The organism is Thermosulfurimonas sp. F29 (genome assembly GCF_019688735.1).
Classification (GTDB): Bacteria; Desulfobacterota; Thermodesulfobacteria; order Thermodesulfobacteriales; family Thermodesulfobacteriaceae; genus Thermosulfurimonas_A.
Genome location: NZ_JAIFYA010000001.1, coordinates 625,025 through 648,220, shown reverse-complemented (window position 1 = coordinate 648,220; position 23,196 = coordinate 625,025). Strand labels below are relative to the sequence as shown.

The window sequence follows — 23,196 nt, the reverse complement described above, 5'->3', positions numbered from 1 at the left end:
CAGGGAGCTCTCATCGTACTCGGGGTGGCTTTCTGAAGCATATAGGGATGAAGTGTGGAACGCCATCCTCGATAGATTTTGGGATGACAGTTTTTACAGACCTCCGAACCCACATAGGAAAAAGCCGCAGCCGCGTCTAAAAACAAGCCAACCACGAGTACGAATAATATAGTCTTCTTAAACATCGAGCTCCCGGTATTCCAGGGCGTGGGTCTGAATGAACTCCCGACGGGGCTCCACCTTGTCCCCCATGAGAGTGGTAAAGAGTTCGTCGGCCTCGGCGGCATCCTGCACCTCCACCTTGAGTAAAACCCTGCGCTCCGGATCCATGGTGGTCTCCCAGAGCTGGGTGGGGTTCATCTCTCCCAGACCCTTGTAGCGCTGGATGTAAAGGCCCTTCCGACCCGCTTCCCGCACCCGGGAAAGGATCTCGGAAAGACCGGAAAGGAGATCACCGTAGTCCCGAACCTCTTCCCCCACCGTCACCCGCACGGGGGTTCCCAGGTGGGGTTCCAGGCGACGGTAGTAGCGCAGAACCTCCCGGAATTCCCGGCGCACGGGAATGGAGGGCCCCACCGTGTAAGAGAGATATCCCTCCTTTCTGGAGGTGACCTGGAATTCGTAGGCACTGGCCCGCTCGGAGCTGGCCTTGATCCGTCCCACCGCGTAGCCCCTCTTACGGAACTCCTCCGCCAGGGCTGCCACCCTCTCCTCCGAGTCGAAGTGATCGGCCCTGGTGAATCCCGAAGAGATCATGAGAAGCACCCCTTCCGGGGGAATTCCCCGGCGAAGAAGCTCGGAAAGGGCCCGCTCAAGCCCGGCCATGTCCTCGAGCACCCGTCTGGTCTCCTCCGGCGAGAGGGTGTCCCCCCCGAGACTCAGGGTCACGCTCTTCAAAGCCCTCTGAAAGAGGTAGGCGTCGAGGGCGGCCTCGTCCTTTAAGTACAGATCCTTTTTCCCCTCGCTTACCCGGTAGAGAGGAGGCTGAGCGATGTATAGCCAGCCCCTCTCGATGATTTCGGTCATCTGACGGTAGAAGAAGGTGAGAAGAAGGGTCCGGATGTGGGCTCCGTCCACATCCGCATCGGTCATGATGATGATCCGGCGAAAGCGACTCTTCTCCGGATCGAAATCCGGGCCGATCCCGGCCCCGAGCGAGGCCACCAGCTGTTTTATCTCCTCCGAGGAAAGGACCCGGTCGATCCGCGCCTTTTCCACATTGAGGATCTTTCCGCGAAGGGGCAGGATGGCCTGAAAACGCCGATCCCGGGCCTGCTTGGCCGACCCCCCGGCGGAGTCCCCCTCCACGATGAAAAGTTCCCTCTTTTCCGGATCTTTTTCCTGGCACTCGGCCAGTTTTCCCGCGGTGATCACCTCCAGGGCCTCGCCCTTCTTGCGGGCGATCTCCCGGGCCTTGCGGGCGGCCTCCCGGGCCCTGGCGGCCTGAACCACCCGGGCCATGATCCGACGGGCCTCCGGGGGGTTTTCCTCAAAAAACCGCATCACCCCTTCAAAGACGATGGACTCCACCAGGGGTTTTATCTCGCTGTTTCCCAGCTTCATCTTGGTCTGACCCTCAAACTGAGGGTCCGGCATGCGCAGCGAGATTACCGCGCAGAGACCCTCCCGGACATCCTCGCCCTCCACCTTCACCCGCATGTTCCTGGGAAGGCCTTCTGCCGTGGAAAGATAGCGGTTTACAGCCCGGGTGAGGGCGGTGCGAAACCCCACCACATGAGTGCCCCCCTCCCGGGTGTGAATGTTGTTCACATAAGCGTAAACGGTCTCGGTGTAGCCGGTGTGATACTGGAGGGCCACCTCCACCTGAACCAGGTCCTTTTCCCCGGAAACATAGGCGATTTTGCGGTGTACCGGCTCACGCTTGCGGTTCAGATACCTTACGAACTCGACAATCCCGCCCTTGAAGTGAAACTTTTCCTCGGCCCCGGTGCGTTCGTCGGAGAGAAAAAAACGAACCGCCGGATTGAGAAAGGCCAGTTCCCGAAGACGATGCCTCACCACCTCGTAGTCGAATTCCTGTTCCCCGAAGATCTCCGGATCCGGCTTAAAGGTCACCCGGGTGCCGGTCCGGGAGGTCCGGCCCACCCTTTGCACCGGTCCCTCCGGCACTCCCCGGCTATAACTCTGGCGATAGACGAAACCTTCCCGGTGAACCTCGGCCACCAGCCATTCCGAAAGGGCGTTCACCACCGAAACCCCCACCCCGTGAAGACCCCCGGAGACCTTGTAAGCGGCCTTTTCGAACTTTCCCCCGGCGTGCAACCTGGTCATGACCACTTCCAGGGCCGAAACCCCCTCCTGGGGATGGATGTCCACCGGGATACCCCGGCCGTTGTCCTCCACGGTGGCCGAACCATCGGCGTGGAGGATCACCCGGATCTCGTTACAGTAACCGGCCAGGGCCTCGTCCACGGAGTTGTCCAGGACCTCCCAGAGGAGGTGATGAAACCCCTCCGGCCCGGTGGATCCGATGTACATGGCCGGACGGACCCGGACCCCCTCCAGCCCGGAAAGAACCCGTATGGCCTCGGCACCGTAGTCCGTAGCGAGATTCCTCTCCATACCCCCAGGCCTCCGGCTACACCGCCATGGGCATCACCAGGGCCAAAAAGCCCGGGTCCTCCGGACCGGTGATGCGACAGGGGGTCCTCTCGGAGCCGATGTCCATCTCCACCTCCTCGGAATCCATCACCTGAAAGACATCCAGCAGATACCGGGCGTTGAAGTTTATGCTAAAGGGATCACCCTCGTAGGCCAGTGCGAGCCTCTCCCGGGCCTCCCCCAGTTCTCCTCCGCTTCCGGTAAGCACCACCTCACCGGGGGAAAACTCAAACCGTACCACCCGGTACTTGTCGGTGGAAAGAAGGGTGACCCTCTTCAGGGCCTCGGATAGGCGTTCCCGATGGGCCAGCACCCTGCGGCCGGGCTCCCGGGGAATCACCGCCCGATAGTCCGGGAACTGGCCCTCGATAAGCCTGGCCAGAAGGGTGCCCTCCGATGAGGAAAGGACGAAGTGACTATCCTGAATTCCCACGCGCACCACCACCTCCTCGCCGGCAATCCGTTTGACCTCCTGGGCGGCCTTGCGGGGTACGATCACCCCCTCCTCAAGGGGCAGGTTCTCCACCCCCGGCAGTTCGTGATCGATCATGGAGAGACGATGACCGTCCGTGGCCACCAGACGGAGCCTGTCCTCCTCCCGGGTGATCAGGATCCCGGAGAGGGCATAGCGGGCCTCGTCCGTGGCCGCGGCGTAGAGGGTCTTTTCGATCATGGTCTCCAGGGTCTCGCCGGGGATCTCCACCACCGTCTCTCCGGAGAGCTCCGGGAGGGTGGGGAAGTCCTCGGCCGGAAGTACGGAAAGGTGAAAGTCCAGATCCCCGTCCAGATCCCTGATCCGCGCTCCCTCACCCTCCCTCTCCAGAACGAGGGTCTCGGAGGGAAAGCTCTTGACTATCTCGTAGAGCTTGCGGGCCGGAAGACAGAAGGCCCCCTCGCCCTCTACCTCCGCCGAAACCATTCCCCGATAGCCGATCTCGAGATCCGTGGCCGAAAGCGTTAGCCCTCCCTCCCGGGACTCAATCAGAACCGTGGAAAGAATGGCCATGGAGGACTTGCGATCCGCCACGGCCTGCACCCGACTCAGAACCCTGAGGAACTTTTCCCGTTCCAGTATCGCTTTCATGGTATTTCCCCTTCTTAAAAGATTTTTATTGTTACGGGTGAATTGTACCCGTGAAAGGGATAACCCGTTTTAAAATCGCCGAAAGTTGCGCATCCAGGCGGTAGAAAATCGTGTTGAAAGTTTGGTTCAAATTCGAGGCCCCTTCTTTCCACCGACTTTTCCACAGGTTTTCTCCGGGGAATTTAAAAGATCTCCGGGGCGGATTATACTACAGGGGACCTATGATGGGAAGGCGAGTGGACTACGCGAGGGAGCTAAATCCGGCCCAGCTTGAGGCGGTGCGAACCATTTTCGGGCCGGTTCTGGTCATCGCCGGGGCCGGTTCCGGTAAGACCCGGACCCTGGTCTTCCGCGTGGCCCGGCTGGTGGAGGAGGGCGTGCCTCCGGAAAGGATCCTCCTTCTCACCTTCACCCGCAAGGCCGCCCGGGAGATGCTCCGGCGGGCGGCTCTGGTCCTCGACGCCTCCTGTGAACGCGTCTCCGGGGGGACCTTTCACTCGCTTTCCCACCAGATGCTCAGGGAATACGGATACCTCCTGGGTTACGGTCCCAACTTTACCGTGCTCGACCGGGGGGATGCCGAGGACGCCGTAAACCTCCTCCGTTCGGCTCTGGGTCTTTCCGAAAAAGGGCGGCGTTTCCCCAAAAAGGACACCCTGCTTTCCCTTTTCAGCAAGTCCATCAATCAGGGACGGAGCCTTAAGGAGATCCTGGAGAGGGAATATCCCCACTTTCTGGACCACCTTCCCGAGATAGAGCGTCTCTTTGCGGAGTACCAGCGCTACAAGCGGGAACACCAGCTCATGGACTACGACGATCTTCTGCTCAACTGGTACCGGGTGCTTCTCGAGCACCGCGGGGTGCGGGAGGAGGTTTCCCGGCGGTTCGAGTTCATCATGGTGGACGAGTATCAGGACACCAACCGTCTTCAGGCCGAGATCGTGCGTCTCATGGCCGAGGGCCACGGAAATGTGATGGTGGTGGGGGACGACTCTCAGAGCATTTACGCCTTTCGCGGGGCCAACTTTAGAAACATTCTGGACTTTCCGAAACTCTTTCCCGGAACCAGGATCATTAAACTGGAGGAGAATTACCGCAGCACCCAGCCCATCCTGGATCTGGCCAATGCGGTGATCGCCCGGGCCCGGGAAAAGTATACCAAGTGTCTTTTCACCAGGCGGGAGGGGGGGCGCAAACCGGTGCTCTATCGAGCCCGGGACGAGGCGGATCAGAGCCGTTTCATCGCCGAGAGGATCCTGGAGCTCCGGGAGGAGGGGATACCCCTTTCGGAGATAGCGGTGCTTTTTCGGGCGGCCTTTCACTCCTTTGACCTGGAGCTTGAGCTGGCCAAGAGGGATTTGCCCTTCGTAAAGTACGGGGGGCTCAAGCTCATCGAGGCCGCGCACATAAAGGATGTGGTGGCGCACCTCCGGATCATCCTCAATCCCCGCGATTTTCTCTCCTGGCACAGGGTGCTTCTTCTCCTGGAAGGGGTGGGACCCCGGACCGCCGAGAAGATCATCGCCTATCTACGCCAGGCCCCCGATCCGGTGGAGGTTCTTCGGCGCTTTCCGGCCCGACCCTCCTTCGAAAGGGGGCTTACGCGTCTGGCCGAGACCTTACTCGACCTTAGACGAGGGTCCTCGGTGGAGGAGAGACTGGCCCGTCTCATCGAGTACTATCAACCCCTTCTCGAAAGGATCTATCACGACGACTACCCGAAGAGGGAACGGGACCTCGAAAGCCTCCTCACCCTGGCCCACAAGTACGGGGATCTTTCCGAGTTTCTGGCCGATCTCGCCCTGGAGCCTCCGGAGTCCTCGGTGGCGGGGCTGGAACCCGAGACCGAGGACGAGGATCACCTGATCCTTTCCACCGTTCACTCCGCCAAGGGGCTGGAGTGGCACACCGTCTTCGTGATTTCCCTTTCGGAGGGTCGTTTTCCCTCGGCTTACGCCGCCCGCGAGGAGGACCTCGAGGAGGAAAGGAGGCTTTTTTATGTGGCGGTCACCCGGGCCCGGGAAAATCTCTTCCTGTGTCATCCGGTCACCGGTTATGTGCCCGGGGAGGGAAGAGTTATCCTGAAACCCTCGCGTTTTCTGGAGGAGATTCCTCCGGATCTTTACGAACCCTGGCGCGAGGAAGCCGAACCCCCGGCGGAGGAAGAGCCCGCGGGGGACGGGTTTCGGCCTGGAGATGTGGTCTGGCATCCCCGCTTCGGGGAGGGCGAGGTGCGGGATGTGCTGGGGGGCGAGAAGGTCAGGGTTTACTTTACGGGCCACGGTGAAAAGACCCTCCACCTCAAATTCGCCAGGCTGGAAAGGATCTGAACATGTCCTCCGTCTTCGTGGTGCGGGGGGTGCGTTACAGCTATCCCGGGGGCCGGGAGGCCCTCGGCGGGGTGGATCTTGAGGTTCAGGAGGGGGAGACGGTGGTCCTTCTGGGACCGAACGGTGCGGGAAAGTCCACCCTGCTTCTCGTTATGGCCGGGCTCCTGGAACCCTCTTCCGGGGAGGTCCTCTATCGGGGGCGGCCTCTTTCCGGTCTCCGGGATCCCCGGCGCCTGGAGATAGGTTTTCTCTTCCAGGATCCGGACCATCAGCTCTTTTCCCTTACTGTGTTTGAGGATGTGGCCTTCGGACCGCGGCAGATGGGCCTTTCCGAGGAAGAGGTGGCCGAACGGGTGCGGGAGGCCCTGGCCCGGGTGGGTCTTTCCGGATTCGAGGAACGAAGTCCGCACCACCTGAGCTTCGGGGAAAAACGACGGGTGGCTCTGGCCACGGTCCTTTCCATGCGTCCGAGGGTGCTTCTCCTCGACGAACCCACCAGCAATCTCGATCCCCGGGCCCGCCGGCGCTTCGTGGGGCTAATGAGGGAGCTTCCGGAGACCAAACTCATAGCCACCCACGACCTGGAGCTGGCTTACGAGGTCGCGGATCGCGTGATCTTTCTTTACCGGGGGCGGGCCACCGAGGCGGGAGACCCCCGTAGCGCTCTCCTAGACGAGGAGCTCCTGCACCGCTTCGGGCTGGACATGCCCCTTTTCGCCAGAATACTCAAAGGAGAGATCCATGCCCGAGAAGATCGTCATTCCGGCCTACCTCCGTGAGACCCTTTATAAGAGAAATGTTCAGATCAATTCCCTGGAGAGGTTGCCCCGGGATCTAAAGAAGGAGGTCCTGGCCGGAAAAAGGCCCGTTCTGGTCTTCCACGACGGAAAGATCCACCCGGCCCGGGTGAAGAAGGCCTCTCCCGAGTCCGCCCTGCTGGAGTTCCTTTCTACACCTCCATCCCTTCAGGAGAAGGAAAATCTTCTCGTGGTGATCGCCACGGATCGGGTGCGGTATGTGCTTCAGGGTGTCATCAGAAAGATAGGGGAGTCTCTGGTTTACCTTGAATTCGTTAATCCCCGGGTGGATCCCCGTCTGGAGATTCCCGGTGAGAGGGTGGTTTTTCTTTCTCCGCTTCCGCTGGAACTCTTCGAGGCCCTGCTTTCCGGAAAGTTTTTCCTTTTGCGGGATACCAATGTCTCGAGGGAGGCCCTGGGACACATCGGGAAGTTCTATGTTTATGACCTCATCATCGATGAGAGCGAAAATGTGGCCGAGGAGTTCGAAAGGATAATGGCCTCCCCGGGAAAGATCTTCTTTCTGAAGGATATCTCCCGCAGCGGGGCCTGCGTTTTTATCCGTAAGATTCTTACTTTTCCCAGGGAGACCTTTCCCCTTTACTTCCGTACCGGTCTTACGGAGGGGGATAAGGGAATGGCTCTGAGTCTGGGGCTGGTGGGGCTCAACCGCGGGGTGCGGGTAGAGGGAGAGCGAACTTACCTCCACATGATGTGGGTGAAGAAGCTCCCGGAGGAGGTGATTATTTTTCTAAAAGGGCTCTTTTCCGAAACTCCTCCCAGCCCATCCGCTCGATGATGGCCCCCAGGCGTTCGCCGCGACGGTTTTCGGCCCGGTAGAGCGCGAGCACGCTTTTCAGGGCCCGAAGCACTCCCTCGGCGTCGGTGAAGGGGACCAGTTCGGTGGCCAGACGGGGGCGACGACCCAGCTTCCCACCCACCAGCACCCGATATCCGCGTTGCGCTTCCCGGAGAGCCCCGGTGGGACAGATCCGGGTGCAGGCTCCGCAGGCCACGCACCTCTCCTCGTCCACCAGGGGACCGGCTTCGGTGAGACGCACCGCCTCCTCCTCGCACACCTCGAGGCAAGATTCGCAGAAACTGCAAAGACCGGGTTCTATTTCGAGAAGGATCCGACCGTGGACGGCGAAATCGGCGATGTGGATCCGGGAACAGGCGTTGGGGCATTCCGAAAAGGCCACCCGAAACTGGTGATGGTGTTTCAGCGGACCCCCCACCCTCTCCCTTAGAAAGGAGGTAAGGTCGGCCTCCCTCAGAATTTCTTCCACCTTATTGAGGAGGTCCCGGGAGTCGGTAAGGGCGTTTTCGCAACCCGACCCCCCGAAGCAGGCCTCCACCGACCAGCCCTCCCGGGCCTCCGCGGCCTTACCTCTCAGGGTCTCCCTGGCCCGCAGAAAATCCTCCTCGGTGACCAGGTCCTTTCCCTGCGCGGAGATCCAGGCCTCCACCTCCTTCCTTACCCGTTTTCTCACGAAAAAGGGCACCCTTTTTAGGAGAGCCTCCGCCCCGGGAGTCCATTGCATGGGATTTTCCTCCTCGATAGAATGGAATAAATGCTTAACGCCGAACAGAAGAAAAAGCTTTCCGAGTTTTGTTTTGATATCGCCAAAATTAGCTTCGGAGGATTAGTGGTCGGTGCTTTGATTAAAGGAGGTCCTTTTAAGACGCTCATCGGTGGTTTATGTTTTGTAACCTTGAGCGTAATTACCGGTACTCTTCTCCTCAGGAGGCTGTAAAATGGACTCTCTATTCTGGTTATTCGTTATGTCTTCCCTAATACTGGCAGTTTTTCTCTTCTGGTTTTTAAAGACCGAGAAGAAACCCACCTAAAGTTCCTCCTCGCGGACGACTTCGCCCCGGGCGCTTATAACCACGACCCGTATGGGGATATTCGTTTCGGCCCGGCGCCGGGCCTCCTCCAGGATGAGGGCCAGACCCCGGCAACAGGGCACCTCCATGATGGCGAGCGTTACGCTTCCGGGTCTCGCCTGGCGCAGGACCTCACTGAGGCGGGCCACATACTCCTCCGCGGGATCGAACTTGGGACAGCCGATCAGGATCTTTTTTCCCGGAAGGAGCCGGGTGTGGAGCTCCGGATAGGCCACCGGGACGCAGTCGGCGGCGACGAGAAGGTCGGCCCCCTTGAGAAAAGGAGCCGAGGGAGGCACCAGGCGGATCTGGACCGGCCACTGGGTTAAGGCCGAGGGAATGTGTCCCGGGGCCGCGGGGGCCTTCACCGGGGCGAATTCCCGCACCTGACTACCGGGACAGCCGCAGGCAAGCTTCAGGGGTTTTTCCTCGGCACGGAGGCGTTTCAGGTGCTCCTCCACGGCGTGGTGATCGAAGGGCTCGGCCTCGCGTTCCACGATGCGAAGCGCTCCCCGCGGACACTCTCCTATGCAGGCCCCCAGACCGTCACAGAGCTTCTCCGCCACCAGGCGGGCCTTTCCGTTTACGATCTGAATGGCCCCCTCCTCGCAGGCGGTCACGCACTGACCGCAACCGTCGCACAGTTCCTCGTCGATCTCGATGATCTTACGCAGAGTCCTGGCCATGGTCTTCCTCCCTTTTCAGGAATTTTTCCGGAAGGGGTTCTCCGGAAATCCCGGAAAGGATTTCCCGAACCTCCTCCAGCAGCACCTCCGGGAGCCGGGCTTCCTCCGCCACCCGCTTCCTTTCCTCGGGAGAGAGGTAAAAGAGGTAGGCGGCGATAAGGGAGGCCCCGGGAGAATCCCTGTGAACCCGTATCAGGGCCTCCACCTTTTGCACCAGCTCCAGGGTCCTTTCCAGCCGGGCGAAGTCCCTTCCCAGCGTCCGCTTCACCACCAGTCCCACCCGTTCGCGCAGGAGTTCTCCCCTCTGGGCGAGCAATTCCGGCGGGAGGTTTCCCAGACACTGTTCCGCGTACTTGCAGTAGGCCGCACACCCGAAGTCCATACGGGGATTGGGCACCTGACGGCCGCATCCGGGGCACCTCCGCACGGTGTCGTCCTTGAAGAACTCCAGTTCCCTTCCGCAGAAGGGACAGGGCTCCTCAAAGATGGCGTCCTCGCCCCAGTATCTCGTATCCTGTCCCGGACAGCGCATCCCTTACCTCCTCGTGCCTTTAATTTAGGACCCTTTTCTCCAGCATACCTTGATCTGGATCAAACCGTCCAAGGGATTACACTTTTGAAAGGGATGGAAAGGAAGGTGTTGCTTCACACCTGCTGCGGACCCTGCACCCTTTATCCCCTCCGGGTCCTGAGAGGGGAGGGGGTGGAACCGGTGGGTTTCTTTTACAATCCCAACATCCATCCCTACCGAGAGTTTCGCAGGCGGATGGCCGCCCTGAGAGAGGTGGCGGAAAAGCGCGATCTGGAGGTGATCTGGCACCGGGATTACGGACTGCGGGAATTTCTGCGGGAGGTGGTCTTCCGGGAGGAGGACCGCTGTGAGGTCTGTTATTACCTTCGCCTGCGCGAGACGGCCCGGTTGGCCAGAAGCCTCGGCTATCCCGCTTTCTCCACCACGCTCCTCTACAGTCCCTTCCAGAAACACGAGCTCCTGCGGGACATGGGCGAGGAACTCGCCCGGCGCTTCGGGATTGCTTTTCTTTACCGGGACTTTCGGGAGGGCTACCGCAGGGGCCAGAAGGAGGCCCTGGAGCTGGGGATCTACCGTCAGGCCTACTGCGGATGTATCTTTAGCGAAGAGGAACGCTACGACAAAAAACTCCGTCGCCGAAGGAGGGGGTCCTCATGAACCCTTTTGCGGACCTCGGGAAGATGCTCGTCCTCTTCGGTCTTTTTCTGGTTCTGGCGGGGTTGATCGTCTGGGTCCTTCCCAAGATTTCCTTCCTTCCCCGTCTGCCCGGCGACATACTCATCCGCCGGGGCAACTTCACCTTTTACTTTCCCCTGGCCACCTGTCTCCTCCTGAGCGTGCTTCTTACCCTGATCCTGAATCTCCTCCGGCGGTGATCAATCCCTGCGCGGGGGTTTGATGAGGCGGGTCTCGGGGATGAGTTCCGGTTCCCCGCAGTAGAACCCCTGGGCGTAAAGGACTCCGAATCGGGCCACCTCCTTGAGGATCCTCTCCTCCTCCACCTGTTCGGCCACCAGCCTGAACCCCAGCAGCGCGGCACAATCGGAAAGAAAGCGCAGGACCTTGCGGTCGAAGTCGTTGGTGAGGAGCCCCCTCACGAAGCGGCCGTCCACCTTGACCAGATCCCAAGGAATGTCCCGGAGGAGAAAGAGGTTGGCGCTCTCCACCCCGAAGTCGTCGAGACTCAGGGTGAAACCCTCGGCCTTGAGGAAGTTGAGTTTCGAGGAGAGGGCCAGGGGAGAGAAGTGGCTCTTCCTTTCGTTGATCTCCAGGATGAGGTCCTGGGGATAGATCTCTAGGGAACGGGTCCATTCCAGAACCTCGTTGGCCAGGTCCCTCAGGGCGTATTCCTGGGATATGTTCACCGCCACTCGACCGATCTCCGGCGATTCCTTGAGAAGGACCATGGCCTTGTAGAGGATCTGACGATCCATCTCCTCGAAAAGACCGAGGTGTTCCACCGAGGGCATGAAGGTGCCGGCGGAGAAGGTATCCTCCTCGGACACGAAGCGGGCCAGGACCTCGTAGAACACGGTCTTGCGGGTCTGAATGTTGATGACCGGCTGGAGGGCTATGGCCAGTTCGCCCCGGGCTATGGTGCGGAAGACCTCCCGTTCCAGGGTCTTCTGACGGGGGGTTTCACCGCCGAGGAGGATCAGCGGTTCGCGGGCCAGGCGGGCATCGGGCAGGAGCTTCAGGGACTGGTTAAGGAGTTCCCCCGGGGTGGCCCCTCCGCAAACGATGCGGGTTATCACCGCGCTGCGAACCGGGAAGACCAGCTCCCCGTCGTCGTAGGAGATCTCGTTGAGCAGGCGATAGATGCGCTGGGCCAGCCGGGCCCCTTCCCCGGACTTCCGGATGGAAGACACGATCCACAGGTGGTTGCGCGGGGTGATCCCCAGCAGGTCGTAGTCACGGAGGTGGCGTTTCAGGTGTTCGGCCACGAAGGTGAGGACCTTCTGAACGCCGTAGAGTCCGTAAAGATTCTCCACGGACTCCAGGTTCTGAATCTCCGCCAGGGTGAGGGCCAGAAAGCTCCCCTCGCGGAGACACCGGGAGATCTCCGCGCTTAGAGCCCGCAGGAATCCCCTTTCGTTGAAAAAACCGGTAACCGGGTCTATAAGGAGAAGTTCCCGGGTGCGGGCCAGCTCCTCCTCGCACTCGGAGAGGCGTTTTTTGAGGATTTCCCTGTCGTCGCTCATGGAGGGCTCCGGAAAATTTTATAACTTGAAAGAGACGGAAGGGAAAGCGTGAAGATAAAGGCCCGTCCGGAAGATTTCGTGGTCTACGAGGTGGCGGACATCCATCCGGAGGGGAGGGGGGAGTACGCCCTCTATCGCCTGCGCAAGAGGGGCCTTACCACCTGGGATGTCCTGGGGGAGATCGCCCGGAGGCTTCGTCTTCGTCAGGACCTGATCGGTTACGGAGGACTCAAGGACCGGCACGCCGTCTCCCATCAATTCGTGACCGTTCCCCGGGGGCCCCGGCGGGACCTCCGGGGGAAAGACTGGCACCTGGAGTACCTGGGGCAGGTCTCCTCTCCCATGTCCAAGGCCCGTCTCAGGGGCAACCTCTTCGAGATCACCGTGCGGGAGGTGGACCTGCCTGAGGACGAGATTTTGCGGGAGGCGGAAAGGGTGCGGCGGTTCGGGGTGCCCAACTACTTTGACGAGCAGCGCTTCGGTTCCGTGCGCCACCGGAAGGGTTTTGCCGCCCGGGAGGCGGTGCTGGGAAATTTCGAGAGGGCCCTTTACCTCCTCCTGGTGGAGGGTTCCCAGTACGAGTACACCCGCACCCAGACCTTTCGGGAATGCCTGCGCAGGCACTGGCCCCGGGTGGCTCCCTGCGCGGAACTGGCCCCCAGTCCCTGGGAGCGGCGCCTGGTGGAATTCCTGGCCACCCGTCAACCGAGCCGGCGCACCTTCAAGCGGGCCTTCGCCCTGGTGGACGGAGAATATCTTCTGATGCTGGCGCACGCCTATCAGGCCTACCTCTGGAACGAGGTCCTCAAGCTCTACCTGGAAAGGCGGGCGCTGGTCCACTTCCGCATCCCCTATCTCCTGGGAGAGCTCTACTTTTACGGGGAACTCCCGCCGGAGACCCTCGGGGAGCTTTCGCAACTACACCTTCCGCTCCCCAGTCCCCGGCTCAGGCTCTCTCCGGAACTTTCGGAGCTCTACGAGGCCGTGCTCCGGAGGGAGGGGATCCAGGGACTCTCTCGCCTCCGCAGCCTGGTCAAGGGGCTCATCTTTAAGACCTACCCCCGGGAGGCCGTGGTCTTCCCCCGGGATCTCTCCTGCGAAATCGTGGAGAAAGGAGTGGTGCGGCTGCGCTTTTTCCTCCCCAAGGGTTCCTACGCCACCCTGGTTTTGAAGAGGATCTTCCGGACCGCTTTTTAGGATCCGCAGGAACCCTCCAGTGCGGTCCCGCAATTCATGCAAAAACGGGCCGTAAGGGGATTTTCCACGCCGCAGGAGGGGCAGGTCTGCTTCCGTTTGGGTCTGGTGGTTTTTTGTCGGGGTTTTCCGCTAACCCGGGCCTCGTAATCCTCTATGGCCTCCCGAAGGGCCTTTAATCCCAGCACGGAACAGTGCCATTTCTGTTTGGGTAGCCCGCCCAGCTCCCGGGCGATGTCCTCGTTTCTGAGGGCCTTGGCCTCCTCCAGGGTCTTTCCCTTGGCCAGTTCACTCACCACACTGGCCACCGCAATGGCGGCCACACAGCCGAAGGTCTTGTACTTAATTTCCGCGATTCGACCATCCTGAACCCGTATGTAAAAGGTCATCATGTCGCCGCAGGCCGGGTTCCCCACCTCTCCCACCCCGTCGGCGTCCTCGATGGTGCCTACATTTCGGGGATGGGCGAAGTGTTCCATGACCTTATCGGTGTATTTTTCCGTAAACATGCGAACCTCCTTTTTCGAGAATTTCGGACAGGGAAAGGTCTTTCAGCCGGCGGATCAGAAGCTGATTGAGGTTCCGCCAGACCTCCTTGGCCTCACAATAGGGAAACCGGTAGCACCGGGGAGGGTCTTCGGTGCAGGGTGTAAGGGATCGTTCGCCGGTGGCGGAGAGGATGTCGAAGAGGGATATTTCCTCCGGCGGACGCCCCAGGCGATATCCTCCCCGGGCCCCTCTTTCTCCCTGAACCAGCCCGGCCTTCTTTAGTCGCAGGAGAATCTGTTCCACATATTTAGGGGACAGTTCCTGGCGGCGGGCGATCTCCTTTAGCTGGAGAGGCCCCCGGGGGTAATGTTTGGCCAGTTCGAGGAGGATGCGCGTGGCATACCGACTGCGTGTGGAAAGACGCATCGTTCAGTCCTCCCAGATGGGACTCATGGCCCGCAGGCGGGCTACCACCTGCGGCAGGACCTCCAGGACCCGGTCCACCTCTTCGTCGGTATTTTCCTCCTCCAGGGTGAGGACCAGAGATCCCTGGGCCACCACCTCGGGAAGCCCCAGGGCCTTAAGGACGGGGGAGGTCTTGAGGGCCTTGGAGGCACAGGCGGAACCGGTGTTTCCGTATATTCCGTGGGCCGCAAGCATGAAGACCAGGGCCTCACCCTCCAGGCCCTCGAAGCAGAAGCTGGCGTGGCCGGGGAGTCTGTTTTGAGGGTCTCCGGTATAATGGGTTTTCGGGATCCGTTCCAGGATCCCCTCCACCAGCCGATCCCGGAGTTTTCGAAGGCGTTTCATTTTTTGCGGGAGGCGGTTTTTCTGGATCTCCGCCGCTACCCCCAGGCCTATAATGGCCGGGACATTCTCCGTTCCGGCTCTCCATCCCCGTTCCTGGATACCTCCGTGAATGAGGGGCATGATCCGTACGCCCTTGCGCACATAAAGGGCTCCCACTCCCTTGGGGGCTCCAAGGCTGATTCCGGAAAGGGACAGGAGGTCCACCCCCAGTTCCCTTACCTCCACCGGGATCTGTCCCACCGAAGCCACAGCGTCGGTGTGGAAAAAGGTGCCGTTCTGATGGGTCAGTTCCACCAGGGGTTTCAGGTCCTGTACGGTTCCTATTTCGTTATTGGCGTGACCGATGGACACCAGGACGGTGTCCGGGGTGAGCATTTTCTGCAGGGCCTCGGGGGTGACCCGACCGCGGGAGTCCACCGGGATGAGGGCCATCTCAAAACCGAGCCGTTCGAGGAAACGGGCGCTGTTCAATACCGAGTGATGTTCGATGGCGGACACCAGGATGCGTTTTCCCTTTTTCTCGTGGGCCAGGGCCAGACCTTTGATGGCCATGTTGTTGGCCTCCGCACCGCAGGAGGTGAAGATAATTTCCTCCGGCTCCGCCCCGATGAGTCCGGCCACCCGGCGACGGGCTTCCTCGACCTTTTCCCGGATCTCCGTGCCCAGATCGTAAACCGCCGAGGGATTCCAGAACCTTTCGGAAAAATACGGCCTTATGGCCTCCCATACCTCCGGTAGCACCGGAGAGGCCGCGGCGTGATCCAGGTAAATGATCTTCTTTCCCATGTCACACCTCTCGGATTTTTTTGATGTAAAGACGGAAAAAGCCGTCGTCTTCTTTCACGCCCAGAAATTCCTGTCCCCTGCGGGCGCACCAGGCCGGGATGTCCTCCAGGGCGCCGTCGTAGTCCGTGAGAATCTCCAGGATCTGCCCCACCCGGAGCTTCCGGAGGAACTCCTCCGGCTCGAGAAGGTGCATGGGGCACATGCGATAGACCAGATCCACGCTCAGATCAGCCTTTATGTCCTCCACGAACCTCATGACCGCCCCTCCGAAATCCTACTGTTTTGGTAGTAAAATAATCCCGTTAATTCCTACTGTCAAGGTAGGGATTCTCTTTCCGGGGTTCCGGGTTGTGGTATTTTGTGGGAGATGTTACTGGTGCGGTTGCCCAACTGGCTGGGGGATGCGGTGATGGCCACGCCGGTGGTGCGGGCCCTCTCCCGCAGGACCACGGTCTGGCTTCTGGGAAGGGGTTTTCTTGAACCGCTTTTTGCTTGCTTTCCGGGGGTGCGGGGTTTTTCCGCTCTTTCCGAAGGGTCTCTCGGCCTGCTCCGAACTGCGCGTTCCCTGCGAGGTCGGGGCTTCAGGGAGGCGCTTCTCCTTCCCAATTCCCTGTCCTCCGCCCTCCTGGTCTTTCTGGCCGGGATACCGGAACGCATGGGGTTTTCCACGGACGGTCGCCGGTTACTTCTTACGCGGGCCGTAAACCCCCCGGCCGAATCCCTCCATCAGCGGGACTACTATGTGTATTTGCTCGAGGCCCTGGGCTTTTCCGTGCCGGAGCGGAGCCTTACCCTTTCGGTGCCGGAGGCGGCCCGGCGGCGGGCCGGGGAGCTCCTCTCCGGGCTTCCCGGGCCCCTTGCGGTGCTGGCCCCCGGCGCGGCCTACGGACCGGCCAAACGCTGGCCCCCCGATAGGTTCCGGAAACTGGCCGAAGAGCTCGTCCGCCGGGGCTGGTCCGTGGCCCTGGTGGGGGGAGTAAACGAACGGGACGCCGCCGAAGGGATTTCCGCCGGCCTTTCCCGGGTGCACAACCTCTGCGGAAGGACCGATGTGGCCACCGCCGCCGCGGTCATCGAAAGGGCCACGGTCTTCGTCTCCAACGACTCCGGACTCATGCATGTGGCCGCGGCCCTGGGACGCCCCCAGGTGGCCATCTTCGGTTCCACCGATCCCCGGGCCACCGGCCCCCTCAATCCCCGGGCCCGGGTGGTCTGGAAAGGGCTCCCCTGCAGCCCCTGTCTGCGGAGGACCTGCAGCCGGGGCTACCCCTGCCTCACCACCGTATCGGTGGAGGAGGTCCTTCAAGCCGTGGAGGAGATCGTTTACAGTTAAGCGTATGGGTGGAGAGACTGGCGGAAGCCTATGAGACGGCCTGGGCCGAGGAACTTAAACGCTTCACCAAAGAAGGAAAAAGGCCCGATGAAGAGACCCCCTGAGATTCTTCTGTGGGACTATAAGAAGCTTCCGGATAATCCGGCCGTGCGGGTGCTGTGGGACTCCATGAAGGGAAAGCTTTTCGGGTCGAGCGAGGCCGGAAGAATAAAACGGGAGGAAAGGGGGGGATGAGAAGGCCGGTGGTCTTCCTGGATCGGGACGGCACGGTGAACGAGGAGGTGGGGTATCTCAACCACCTCTCCCGTCTGCGTCTCCTTCCCGGGGCCGCCGAGGGGATAAGGCGTCTTAAGGAGGCGGGGTTTGCCGTGGTGATCGTGACCAATCAGAGCGGACCGGCCCGGGGATACTTTCCCGAGACGCTGGTGCACGAGGTCAACCGGGAGCTCCTGCGGAGGCTCGCCGCCCGCGGGGCCCGGGTGGACGGGGTCTATGTGTGTCTGCATCACCCCGAGGCAGGATGCGCCTGCCGGAAGCCGGAAACCGGGCTGGCCCGACAGGCCGCCGAGGAACTCAATCTGGACCTCTCCCGGGCCTATGTGGTGGGGGATCGCTGGGTGGATCTCGCGCTGGCCCGGCGCCTCGGAGCCTGCGGGGTGCTGGTGCTCACCGGATACGGCCGGGGAGAACTGGAGTATGTGCTTCCGGGCAAGGGCATCGAGCCCGACCTCGTGGCCCGGGACCTGCGGGAGGCCGCGGAGCTCATTCTCTCCCGGGAGCGAGAATCCGGGAGATGGTCTCGATGAGGTCTCTGGCGGTAAAGGGCTTGAGGAGCGCTCCGTCGAAGCCGTGCTCCCGGAAGTTTTCCATCACCGGATCCTGGGAGTAACCGCTCGCCACCACGGTCCTAACCTCCGGATCCAGTTCCTTTAGCCGGGGAAGGATCTCTCGCCCTCCCAGTCCCCCGGGCACGGTGAGGTCCAGGATCACCAGCCCGAAGGGGCGTCCCTCGGAGAGGGCCTTCCGGAACTTCTCCAGCGCCTCGTTCCCGTCCCGAGCCGTTTCCACCTCAAAACCGTTCAGTCGCAGGATCTCGGCCAGGGTTTCACGCACCCCCTCCTCGTCGTCCATGACCAGGATTCGGGCCGACACCCTCGGCTCGATCCGCGTTTCCTTTTCCGTATCCCGCGGGCGTTCGACCTCCGGGTGAGCCGGGAGGTACAGGCGAAACACGGCCCCACGGCCCGGAGGGGATTCCGCCACGATCCTCCCTCCGTGGGCCTCTACGATCCGCCGACAGGTGAAGAGCCCCAGACCCGATCCGCCCTCCCGGGTGGTGAAAAAGGGCTCGAAGAGACGGGTGAGGACCTCCGGCGGGATTCCCGGGCCGGTGTCCTCGATTTCTATCTCCACATACGGGCCGGGGGGAAGTCCCGCGGGGTTTTCCCGGGGAAGGTGGCGGTTTGTGGCCCGCACGAACACGGTGCCCCGATCCCCCATGGCCTGCCGAGCGTTGAGCAGGATGTTGTGAAGACAGACGGCGATCTGATCCGGATCCATCTCCACCGGCCAGAGGGTTTCCTGCTCCATCTCCACCCGGATCCCGGATCCGGCCATGGCGAATTCCACCGCCTCGCGCAGGACCTCCTCTATGGAGGCCATGCGTTTTACCGGGCCGCCGCCTGCGGTGTAGGTGAGAAGCTCCCGGGTAAGCGTGCGGGCGGTGAGACAGGCCCGTTCCGCCTTTTCCACCAGCGGGGCCAGCTCCTCACCACCCCTGAGGCGCAGGACCTCCAGATACCCCATGATGGTGGCCAGCAGGTTGTTAAAGTCGTGAGCCAGACCGGAGGCCACCAGACTCAGGGCCTCGAGCTTGGTGGTCTTGCGGGCCTCCTCCTCCAGTTTCTTGCGCAGGGTTATATCCCTAAGCACGATCACGCTTCCCTGAACCTCTCTGGAGTCTTCCAATATGGGCGTAGCCGTGCCTTCTACCAGGACCTTCTTTCCGGAGGGTAGCTTTAGAAGGGCTTCTCGAAACTCCACCCGGTTGGTATCCGATAGGGTACGGAGATATTCTCCGCATTTTTTGTCTTTGTCCAGCATTTCGAGAGGGGCCAGTTTGCAAAAATCTCTTCCTAACGCCTCCTCGGCCGAAATTTCCAGAAGCTTTTCTGCCGCGGGATTCAGGAGGAGGATTTTCCCCTTGGTATCGGTAACGATCACCGCGTCGGCCAGAGACACCAGAATTACCTCCAGCCGTTCTCTTTCTTCTCGGAGCTTCTGGGCCAGTCTTTCCAGGTGAACGGTCCGCTCCCGAACCAGCTCTTCCAGGTGATCACGATATTGTCTGAGATCCCGGTAAGCCCGGGTGAGTCGGCGATGAAGCGAGAGGATATAGAGGGTGATAGAGGCGCCGATTATAGAGAGAACAGACAGGAAGACCACGATTCTCAGGTATTTTTTGCGGGCCTGTTCAAGCAGCCGGGCCCGTAGTTCGGCATAGGGGCCCACGCCCAGTTCCCGCAGGCATTCGTGCACCGGCTGGTAATTGTGGGGGATGGTCCAGGCCGCCCCGGACCTGCGGGCCACCTCCGAGGAGGAGGGCAGGGCCAGCAGGACCGAGGCCAGCATTTCGGCCACTTCGTCCGAAAGCCGGGGCGTGCGGGCCAGGGGCCATTCCGGGTAAAGGTCCGTGCTTACCAGGAGGTCAAAACCCGGGTGATGGCGGGGGTGCAGGATCCGGAAGTCCCGGAGGCGAATCTTTCCCTCGGCGGCCATGGTCTCCAGGGTGTCCGTGCGCACGCACCCCACATCCACCTCCCCCCTCAGCACCGCGTAGACCACCGCATCGTGGGTGCCGTAGAAGCGGACCCGGAAGTCTCTCCCCCGTTTGAGCCCGGCCCGCCGGAACTCCCGCCACTGCATGAGCCAGCCGCCGAAGGAGTCCGGATCCACCGCCCCCACCAGAATCTTCCCCCGCTTCAGGTCCCTCAGGCGGCGGAGATCCCTTCGGTCGGCCCGGGTAAAAATGACTCCGCCGAAGCGGGTATAGGCCCTTCCGAACTTGAGGTTTTTCATGGTCACTATAGGGGCCAGCCCGCAACAAATCTCGAACTTCACGAACATGGCCGGATTGGCCAGCACCAGATCCACCGTTCCGCTGCGTACGGCTCTCTCCAGTGCCTCAAAAGGTAGGGGTTCCAGTTGAATGGTATAGGGGGTAAGCCGGTTCAGGTAGTCCACCAGCGGTTGCCAGCGCTTCACCGTGGCCTCGCGCCCCCGCTTGGCCAGTACCGCGAGAGTAATCGTACCAGGTGTGCTCCAGGCCAGGGGCTGGAGGAAAAAAGAATAGATGGCGGAGAGGAGCAAAAAGGATATAAATCGCTTCATATATCTAAAATACGACGGTAAGAAGAATAATACAAGGGGAGCTTATCCCTTGATGCAACCCAAGGGGAGGAGTTTTACCACCTTACGGGTGAGACCGGCCCGGCAGGTGGCCTCGATCACCCGGGTCACATCCTTGTAGGCCTCGGGGGCCTCCTCCGCGGCCCCGCGGCGGCTCTTGGCCCGCACGATGATCCCCCGTTTGCGCAGTTCCTCGATCACCCTCTCTCCGCGAAAGCGTTTCAGGGCCTGGTGACGGCTCATGCTGCGGCCGGCCCCGTGGCAGGCGCTGCCGAAGGCCTTCCTTTCTCCCTCCTCGGTGCCCACCAGGATGTAGGAGGCCGTGCCCATGGAGCCCCCGATGATCACCGGCTGACCCACGGCCCGGTAGCGTTCCGGAAGCTCGGCCCGTCCGGGTCCCCAGGCCCGCGTGGCCCCCTTGCGATGCACGAAGAGTCTCCGGCGCTTTCCGTCCACCTCGTGCCACTCCACCTTGCAGGTGTTGTGGCTCACATCGTAGAGCAGGGTGACCCGGGCGTGCTTGAAGAACCCGTTCACCACCTCCCGCACCAGGTGGGTGATCACCTGACGATTGGCCAGCGCGCAGTTCACCCCGCAGATCATGGCCCTGAAGTAGCGCTGCCCCTCCGGAGACTCGATGGGAGCACACACCAGCTCCTTTTCCCGGATGGGGATGCCGTACTTGCGGGCGGCCTTGGCCAGCACCGGGAGGTAATCCGTGGCGATCTGGTGCCCCAGGGCCCTGGAGCCGCAGTGGATGGTGATCACCACATCGTCCTCCTCAAGCCCGAAGGTCTCCGCCGCCGCACGATCGTACACCTCGGCCACATACTGAATCTCGAGATAGTGGTTGCCCGAACCCAGGGTACCCACCTGGCGGTGCTGCCTCTTTTTGGCCTCCGGGGAAACGCAGGCCGGATCCCCGCCGGGCATACACCCCTTCTCCTCTATGTATTCCAGGTCCTCGGGCTCGCCGTATCCCTTTTCCACCGCCCAGCGGGCTCCCCCCACCAGCACCTCGTCGAGCTTGGAGGGCGAAAGCCGGATCTCTCCCTCCGATCCCACCCCGGAGGGAACGGTCTCGAAGAGCTCGTCCACCAGACGCTCCAGCACCGGCAGCACCTCCTCCCGCTTGAGACCGGTCCGAAGCGTCCGCACCCCGCAGGAGATGTCGTAGCCCACGCCTCCCACGGAGATGATGCCGCCTTCTTCGGGATCAAAGGCCGCCACTCCGCCGATGGGGAACCCGTAACCCCAGTGCGCATCGGGCATGGCTATGGAGGCCTTAACGATCCCCGGAAGACAGGCCACATTGCTCACCTGCTCGTAGACCTTTTCGTCCATCTCCTCCAGGAGCTCCCGGCTGGCGTAGATGCGACCCGGAACCCGCATCTCCCCCCGCGGGGGGATCTCCCACTCGCACTCGTCCCGTTGAACCAGCTTTTTTAGCTCCATCAGGGGACTCCTTCATATTGTTTCTTTTTAAAAATGCGCATCTTTTTTCTCCCCGCAACCCCATCAGAAAAGCGAGCCGAAATAAACACATCGTTGACGCCGTAAAGCGTGAATGGTTCGGGTGGTTGCATTGGAGAGGGCTTCTGTTAAAGTTCTAGAAGCCTTCGTCCGGAGGAAGTTTTGTCTTCGGAGACCAGAGTAATCCTTTCCGAAAGGGACCTTCCCGAGGCCTGGTTTAACATTATTCCGCGCCTTCCTTCCCCGCCGGCGCCACCGCTTGATCCCCGTACCGGGGAGCCCGTGCGCCCGGAGGACCTGGAGAGGATCTTTCCCCGGGCCCTCATCGAACAGGAGATGAGCACCGAGCCCTGGATCGAGATCCCCGAGGAAGTAAGGAAGGTCTACCGTCTCTGGCGGCCCACGCCGCTGCGCCGGGCCCGCAACCTGGAAAAGGCCCTGAAGACCCCGGCCCGGATTTATTATAAGGACGAAAGCGTAAGCCCTCCCGGCAGCCACAAACCCAACACCGCCGTGGCCCAGGCCTATTACAACCGGAGGGAGGGCATTCGCCGGCTGGCCACCGAGACCGGTGCCGGGCAGTGGGGAAGCGCCCTGGCCTTTGCCTGTAGGCTCTTCGGTCTCGAGTGCACGGTTTACATGGTCCGGGTAAGCTACGAGCAGAAACCCTACCGGCGCACCCTCATGCACCTCTGGGGTGCGGAGGTGCACCCCTCGCCCACGGAGCGCACCGAGGCCGGCCGACGCATCCTCTCTGAAAATCCGAACACCCCCGGAAGTCTCGGGATCGCCATCTCCGAGGCCGTGGAGGATGCCGCCACCCATCGGGACACCAATTACGCCCTGGGAAGCGTCCTCAACCATGTGCTGCTGCACCAGACGGTCATAGGCCTCGAGACCCGAAAACAGCTGGAAATCCTGGGAGAAAAGCCCGATGTACTCATCGCCTGCGTGGGTGGAGGCAGCAACTTCGGCGGATTCACCTTCCCCTTCATCGGGGAGATCCTGGAGGGACGGCTTTCGGCGGAGGTACTGGCCGTGGAACCGGCCAGTTGCCCCACCCTTACCAAGGGCGTTTACACCTACGATTACGGCGACACCGCCGGTCTCACCCCTCTTCTCCTCATGCACACCCTGGGCCACACCTTCGAGCCCCCGGGGATACACGCCGGGGGGCTGCGTTACCACGGAGACGCCCCGCTGGTGTGTCAGCTGGTGAAGGAGGGGCTGGTTCGGGCCCGGGCCTATCCCCAGACGGCCTGTTTCGAGGCCGCGGTGCTTTTCGCCCGCACCGAGGGGATCGTTCCCGCTCCCGAGACCGGTCACGCCATTAGAGCCGCTATAGACGAGGCTCTCCGGTGCCGGGAAACCGGGGAAGAAAAGGTCATCGTCTTCAACTTCAGCGGTCATGGGCACTTCGACCTCGCGGCCTATCAGGCCTACCTCGAGGGACGGCTCGAGGATTACGAGTATCCGGAGGAAAAGATCCGGGAGGCCCTGGAGAGGGTCCCCCGGTTTGAACCCGGAAGAGGCAAACCCTGAGACCAAGGAGGATCGAGAA

Annotated in this window: 23 protein-coding genes; 11 read left to right on the top strand and 12 right to left on the bottom strand. The window is 61.4% G+C overall.

Annotated features, from left to right (window positions below; all coding sequences use genetic code 11):
• Positions 1-177: 177 nt before the first annotated feature.
• Both gyrB and dnaN read right to left on the bottom strand, forming a co-directional pair.
• Positions 178-2,583 (bottom strand): DNA topoisomerase (ATP-hydrolyzing) subunit B, encoded by a 2,406-nt coding sequence (gyrB, locus tag K3767_RS03365; RefSeq protein WP_221172145.1) that lies wholly within the window; start codon positions 2,581-2,583, stop codon positions 178-180.
• 16 nt (positions 2,584-2,599) lie between these two features.
• Positions 2,600-3,706 (bottom strand): DNA polymerase III subunit beta, encoded by a 1,107-nt coding sequence (dnaN, locus tag K3767_RS03360; protein WP_221172144.1) that lies wholly within the window; start codon positions 3,704-3,706, stop codon positions 2,600-2,602.
• Positions 3,707-3,930: 224 nt separating this feature from the next.
• Here dnaN and K3767_RS03355 point away from each other — a divergent pair, with 224 nt between their 5' ends.
• The 3 genes from K3767_RS03355 to K3767_RS03345 are packed head-to-tail and all read left to right on the top strand — an operon-like array spanning position 3,931 to position 7,632.
• On the top strand, positions 3,931-6,036 hold the full coding sequence (locus tag K3767_RS03355; RefSeq protein WP_221172143.1) for an ATP-dependent helicase: 2,106 nt from the start codon (positions 3,931-3,933) through the stop codon (positions 6,034-6,036).
• Positions 6,037-6,038: 2 nt separating this feature from the next.
• Complete coding sequence (locus tag K3767_RS03350) at positions 6,039-6,815, top strand: energy-coupling factor ABC transporter ATP-binding protein (protein ID WP_221172142.1); 777 nt, start codon at positions 6,039-6,041, stop codon at positions 6,813-6,815.
• Positions 6,778-7,632, top strand: a complete 855-nt coding sequence (locus K3767_RS03345) for a hypothetical protein (protein ID WP_221172141.1) — start codon at positions 6,778-6,780, stop codon at positions 7,630-7,632. Before K3767_RS03350 ends, K3767_RS03345 begins: the two co-directional genes overlap by 38 nt.
• Here the strand turns inward: K3767_RS03345 and K3767_RS03340 are convergent.
• Positions 7,577-8,377: a 4Fe-4S binding protein gene (locus tag K3767_RS03340; protein ID WP_221172140.1), complete on the bottom strand. Its 801-nt coding sequence runs from the start codon at positions 8,375-8,377 to the stop codon at positions 7,577-7,579. The genes K3767_RS03345 and K3767_RS03340 overlap by 56 nt on opposite strands.
• Before the next feature lie 30 nt (positions 8,378-8,407).
• Here K3767_RS03340 and K3767_RS03335 point away from each other — a divergent pair, with 30 nt between their 5' ends.
• Positions 8,408-8,590, top strand: a complete 183-nt coding sequence (locus K3767_RS03335; protein WP_221172139.1) for a hypothetical protein — start codon at positions 8,408-8,410, stop codon at positions 8,588-8,590.
• A 90-nt stretch (positions 8,591-8,680) separates the two neighbouring features.
• Here the strand turns inward: K3767_RS03335 and K3767_RS03330 are convergent, their stop codons facing one another.
• The gene (locus K3767_RS03330; RefSeq protein WP_221172138.1) at positions 8,681-9,409 is read right to left on the bottom strand and encodes an ATP-binding protein; all 729 of its coding nucleotides are present in this window, start codon (positions 9,407-9,409) and stop codon (positions 8,681-8,683) included.
• A complete protein-coding gene (locus tag K3767_RS03325) occupies positions 9,390-9,941 on the bottom strand; it encodes a hypothetical protein (RefSeq protein ID WP_221172137.1) in 552 nt (183 codons plus the stop codon). Before K3767_RS03325 ends, K3767_RS03330 begins: the two co-directional genes overlap by 20 nt.
• A gap of 93 nt (positions 9,942-10,034) precedes the next feature.
• Here K3767_RS03325 and K3767_RS03320 point away from each other — a divergent pair, with 93 nt between their 5' ends.
• Positions 10,035-10,598, top strand: a complete 564-nt coding sequence (locus K3767_RS03320; RefSeq protein ID WP_221172136.1) for an epoxyqueuosine reductase QueH — start codon at positions 10,035-10,037, stop codon at positions 10,596-10,598.
• Positions 10,595-10,816 (top strand): DUF2905 domain-containing protein, encoded by a 222-nt coding sequence (locus K3767_RS03315; RefSeq protein WP_221172135.1) that lies wholly within the window; start codon positions 10,595-10,597, stop codon positions 10,814-10,816. Before K3767_RS03320 ends, K3767_RS03315 begins: the two co-directional genes overlap by 4 nt.
• Here K3767_RS03315 and K3767_RS03310 read toward each other — a convergent pair whose 3' ends face one another.
• Positions 10,817-12,142 carry a GGDEF domain-containing phosphodiesterase gene (locus K3767_RS03310; RefSeq protein ID WP_221172134.1) on the bottom strand — a complete coding sequence of 442 codons (1,326 nt, stop codon included), beginning with the start codon at positions 12,140-12,142 and terminating at the stop codon, positions 10,817-10,819.
• A 48-nt stretch (positions 12,143-12,190) separates the two neighbouring features.
• Between K3767_RS03310 and truD the strand changes: the two genes are divergently transcribed.
• Positions 12,191-13,339, top strand: a complete 1,149-nt coding sequence (gene truD, locus K3767_RS03305) for a tRNA pseudouridine(13) synthase TruD (RefSeq protein WP_221172133.1) — start codon at positions 12,191-12,193, stop codon at positions 13,337-13,339.
• Here the strand turns inward: truD and K3767_RS03300 are convergent.
• From K3767_RS03300 to K3767_RS03285, 4 genes are read right to left on the bottom strand one after another with little or no spacing between them, the layout of a single operon-like run.
• Positions 13,336-13,845 (bottom strand): iron-sulfur cluster assembly scaffold protein, encoded by a 510-nt coding sequence (locus K3767_RS03300; protein WP_221172387.1) that lies wholly within the window; start codon positions 13,843-13,845, stop codon positions 13,336-13,338. The genes truD and K3767_RS03300 overlap by 4 nt on opposite strands.
• Entirely contained in the window at positions 13,820-14,251 is a 432-nt protein-coding gene (locus K3767_RS03295; RefSeq protein WP_221172132.1) for an Rrf2 family transcriptional regulator, read from the bottom strand. The genes K3767_RS03300 and K3767_RS03295 overlap by 26 nt, the downstream gene beginning before the upstream one ends.
• Positions 14,252-14,254: 3 nt before the next feature.
• On the bottom strand, positions 14,255-15,421 hold the full coding sequence (locus K3767_RS03290; protein ID WP_221172131.1) for a cysteine desulfurase family protein: 1,167 nt from the start codon (positions 15,419-15,421) through the stop codon (positions 14,255-14,257).
• Position 15,422: 1 nt separating this feature from the next.
• Positions 15,423-15,677: a sulfurtransferase TusA family protein gene (locus K3767_RS03285; protein WP_221172130.1), complete on the bottom strand. Its 255-nt coding sequence runs from the start codon at positions 15,675-15,677 to the stop codon at positions 15,423-15,425.
• Between the two features lie 111 nt (positions 15,678-15,788).
• On the opposite strand from K3767_RS03285, the gene waaF reads away from it, so the two are divergent.
• From waaF to K3767_RS03270, 3 genes are all read left to right on the top strand, one after another.
• Positions 15,789-16,754, top strand: a complete 966-nt coding sequence (gene waaF, locus K3767_RS03280) for a lipopolysaccharide heptosyltransferase II (RefSeq protein ID WP_255592238.1) — start codon at positions 15,789-15,791, stop codon at positions 16,752-16,754.
• A gap of 87 nt (positions 16,755-16,841) precedes the next feature.
• Positions 16,842-16,988, top strand: a complete 147-nt coding sequence (locus K3767_RS03275) for a hypothetical protein (RefSeq protein WP_221172128.1) — start codon at positions 16,842-16,844, stop codon at positions 16,986-16,988.
• Positions 16,985-17,560: an HAD-IIIA family hydrolase gene (locus tag K3767_RS03270; RefSeq protein ID WP_221172127.1), complete on the top strand. Its 576-nt coding sequence runs from the start codon at positions 16,985-16,987 to the stop codon at positions 17,558-17,560. The genes K3767_RS03275 and K3767_RS03270 overlap by 4 nt, the downstream gene beginning before the upstream one ends.
• Here K3767_RS03270 and K3767_RS03265 read toward each other — a convergent pair.
• Together K3767_RS03265 and K3767_RS03260 are read right to left on the bottom strand one after the other, a co-directional pair.
• On the bottom strand, positions 17,517-20,144 hold the full coding sequence (locus K3767_RS03265; protein WP_221172126.1) for a PhnD/SsuA/transferrin family substrate-binding protein: 2,628 nt from the start codon (positions 20,142-20,144) through the stop codon (positions 17,517-17,519). The genes K3767_RS03270 and K3767_RS03265 overlap by 44 nt on opposite strands.
• A 42-nt stretch (positions 20,145-20,186) precedes the next feature.
• Positions 20,187-21,617: an RtcB family protein gene (locus K3767_RS03260; protein ID WP_221172125.1), complete on the bottom strand. Its 1,431-nt coding sequence runs from the start codon at positions 21,615-21,617 to the stop codon at positions 20,187-20,189.
• A 180-nt stretch (positions 21,618-21,797) separates the two neighbouring features.
• On the opposite strand from K3767_RS03260, the gene K3767_RS03255 reads away from it, so the two are divergent.
• Complete coding sequence (locus tag K3767_RS03255; RefSeq protein WP_221172124.1) at positions 21,798-23,177, top strand: TrpB-like pyridoxal phosphate-dependent enzyme; 1,380 nt, start codon at positions 21,798-21,800, stop codon at positions 23,175-23,177.
• Positions 23,178-23,196: the final 19 nt, after the last annotated feature.

Bases quoted from the DNA above. Each gene is read 5' to 3' on its own strand.
- K3767_RS03300 (WP_221172387.1), bottom strand. From the start codon at position 13,845: ATGTTTACGGAAAAATACACCGATAAGGTCATGGAACACTTCGCCCAT.
- K3767_RS03340 (WP_221172140.1), bottom strand. From the start codon at position 8,377: ATGCAATGGACTCCCGGGGCGGAGGCTCTCCTAAAAAGGGTGCCCTTT.
- waaF (WP_255592238.1), top strand. From the start codon at position 15,789: ATGTTACTGGTGCGGTTGCCCAACTGGCTGGGGGATGCGGTGATGGCC.
- gyrB (WP_221172145.1), bottom strand. From the start codon at position 2,583: ATGGAGAGGAATCTCGCTACGGACTACGGTGCCGAGGCCATACGGGTT.
- K3767_RS03325 (WP_221172137.1), bottom strand. From the start codon at position 9,941: ATGCGCTGTCCGGGACAGGATACGAGATACTGGGGCGAGGACGCCATC.
- K3767_RS03295 (WP_221172132.1), bottom strand. From the start codon at position 14,251: ATGCGTCTTTCCACACGCAGTCGGTATGCCACGCGCATCCTCCTCGAA.
- K3767_RS03330 (WP_221172138.1), bottom strand. From the start codon at position 9,409: ATGGCCAGGACTCTGCGTAAGATCATCGAGATCGACGAGGAACTGTGC.
- dnaN (WP_221172144.1), bottom strand. From the start codon at position 3,706: ATGAAAGCGATACTGGAACGGGAAAAGTTCCTCAGGGTTCTGAGTCGG.
- K3767_RS03285 (WP_221172130.1), bottom strand. From the start codon at position 15,677: ATGAGGTTCGTGGAGGACATAAAGGCTGATCTGAGCGTGGATCTGGTC.
- K3767_RS03270 (WP_221172127.1), top strand. From the start codon at position 16,985: ATGAGAAGGCCGGTGGTCTTCCTGGATCGGGACGGCACGGTGAACGAG.
- K3767_RS03350 (WP_221172142.1), top strand. From the start codon at position 6,039: ATGTCCTCCGTCTTCGTGGTGCGGGGGGTGCGTTACAGCTATCCCGGG.
- K3767_RS03355 (WP_221172143.1), top strand. From the start codon at position 3,931: ATGGGAAGGCGAGTGGACTACGCGAGGGAGCTAAATCCGGCCCAGCTT.
- K3767_RS03345 (WP_221172141.1), top strand. From the start codon at position 6,778: ATGCCCGAGAAGATCGTCATTCCGGCCTACCTCCGTGAGACCCTTTAT.
- K3767_RS03335 (WP_221172139.1), top strand. From the start codon at position 8,408: ATGCTTAACGCCGAACAGAAGAAAAAGCTTTCCGAGTTTTGTTTTGAT.
- K3767_RS03260 (WP_221172125.1), bottom strand. From the start codon at position 21,617: ATGGAGCTAAAAAAGCTGGTTCAACGGGACGAGTGCGAGTGGGAGATC.
- K3767_RS03315 (WP_221172135.1), top strand. From the start codon at position 10,595: ATGAACCCTTTTGCGGACCTCGGGAAGATGCTCGTCCTCTTCGGTCTT.
- K3767_RS03320 (WP_221172136.1), top strand. From the start codon at position 10,035: ATGGAAAGGAAGGTGTTGCTTCACACCTGCTGCGGACCCTGCACCCTT.
- K3767_RS03290 (WP_221172131.1), bottom strand. From the start codon at position 15,421: ATGGGAAAGAAGATCATTTACCTGGATCACGCCGCGGCCTCTCCGGTG.
- K3767_RS03265 (WP_221172126.1), bottom strand. From the start codon at position 20,144: ATGAAGCGATTTATATCCTTTTTGCTCCTCTCCGCCATCTATTCTTTT.
- K3767_RS03310 (WP_221172134.1), bottom strand. From the start codon at position 12,142: ATGAGCGACGACAGGGAAATCCTCAAAAAACGCCTCTCCGAGTGCGAG.
- K3767_RS03275 (WP_221172128.1), top strand. From the start codon at position 16,842: ATGAAGAGACCCCCTGAGATTCTTCTGTGGGACTATAAGAAGCTTCCG.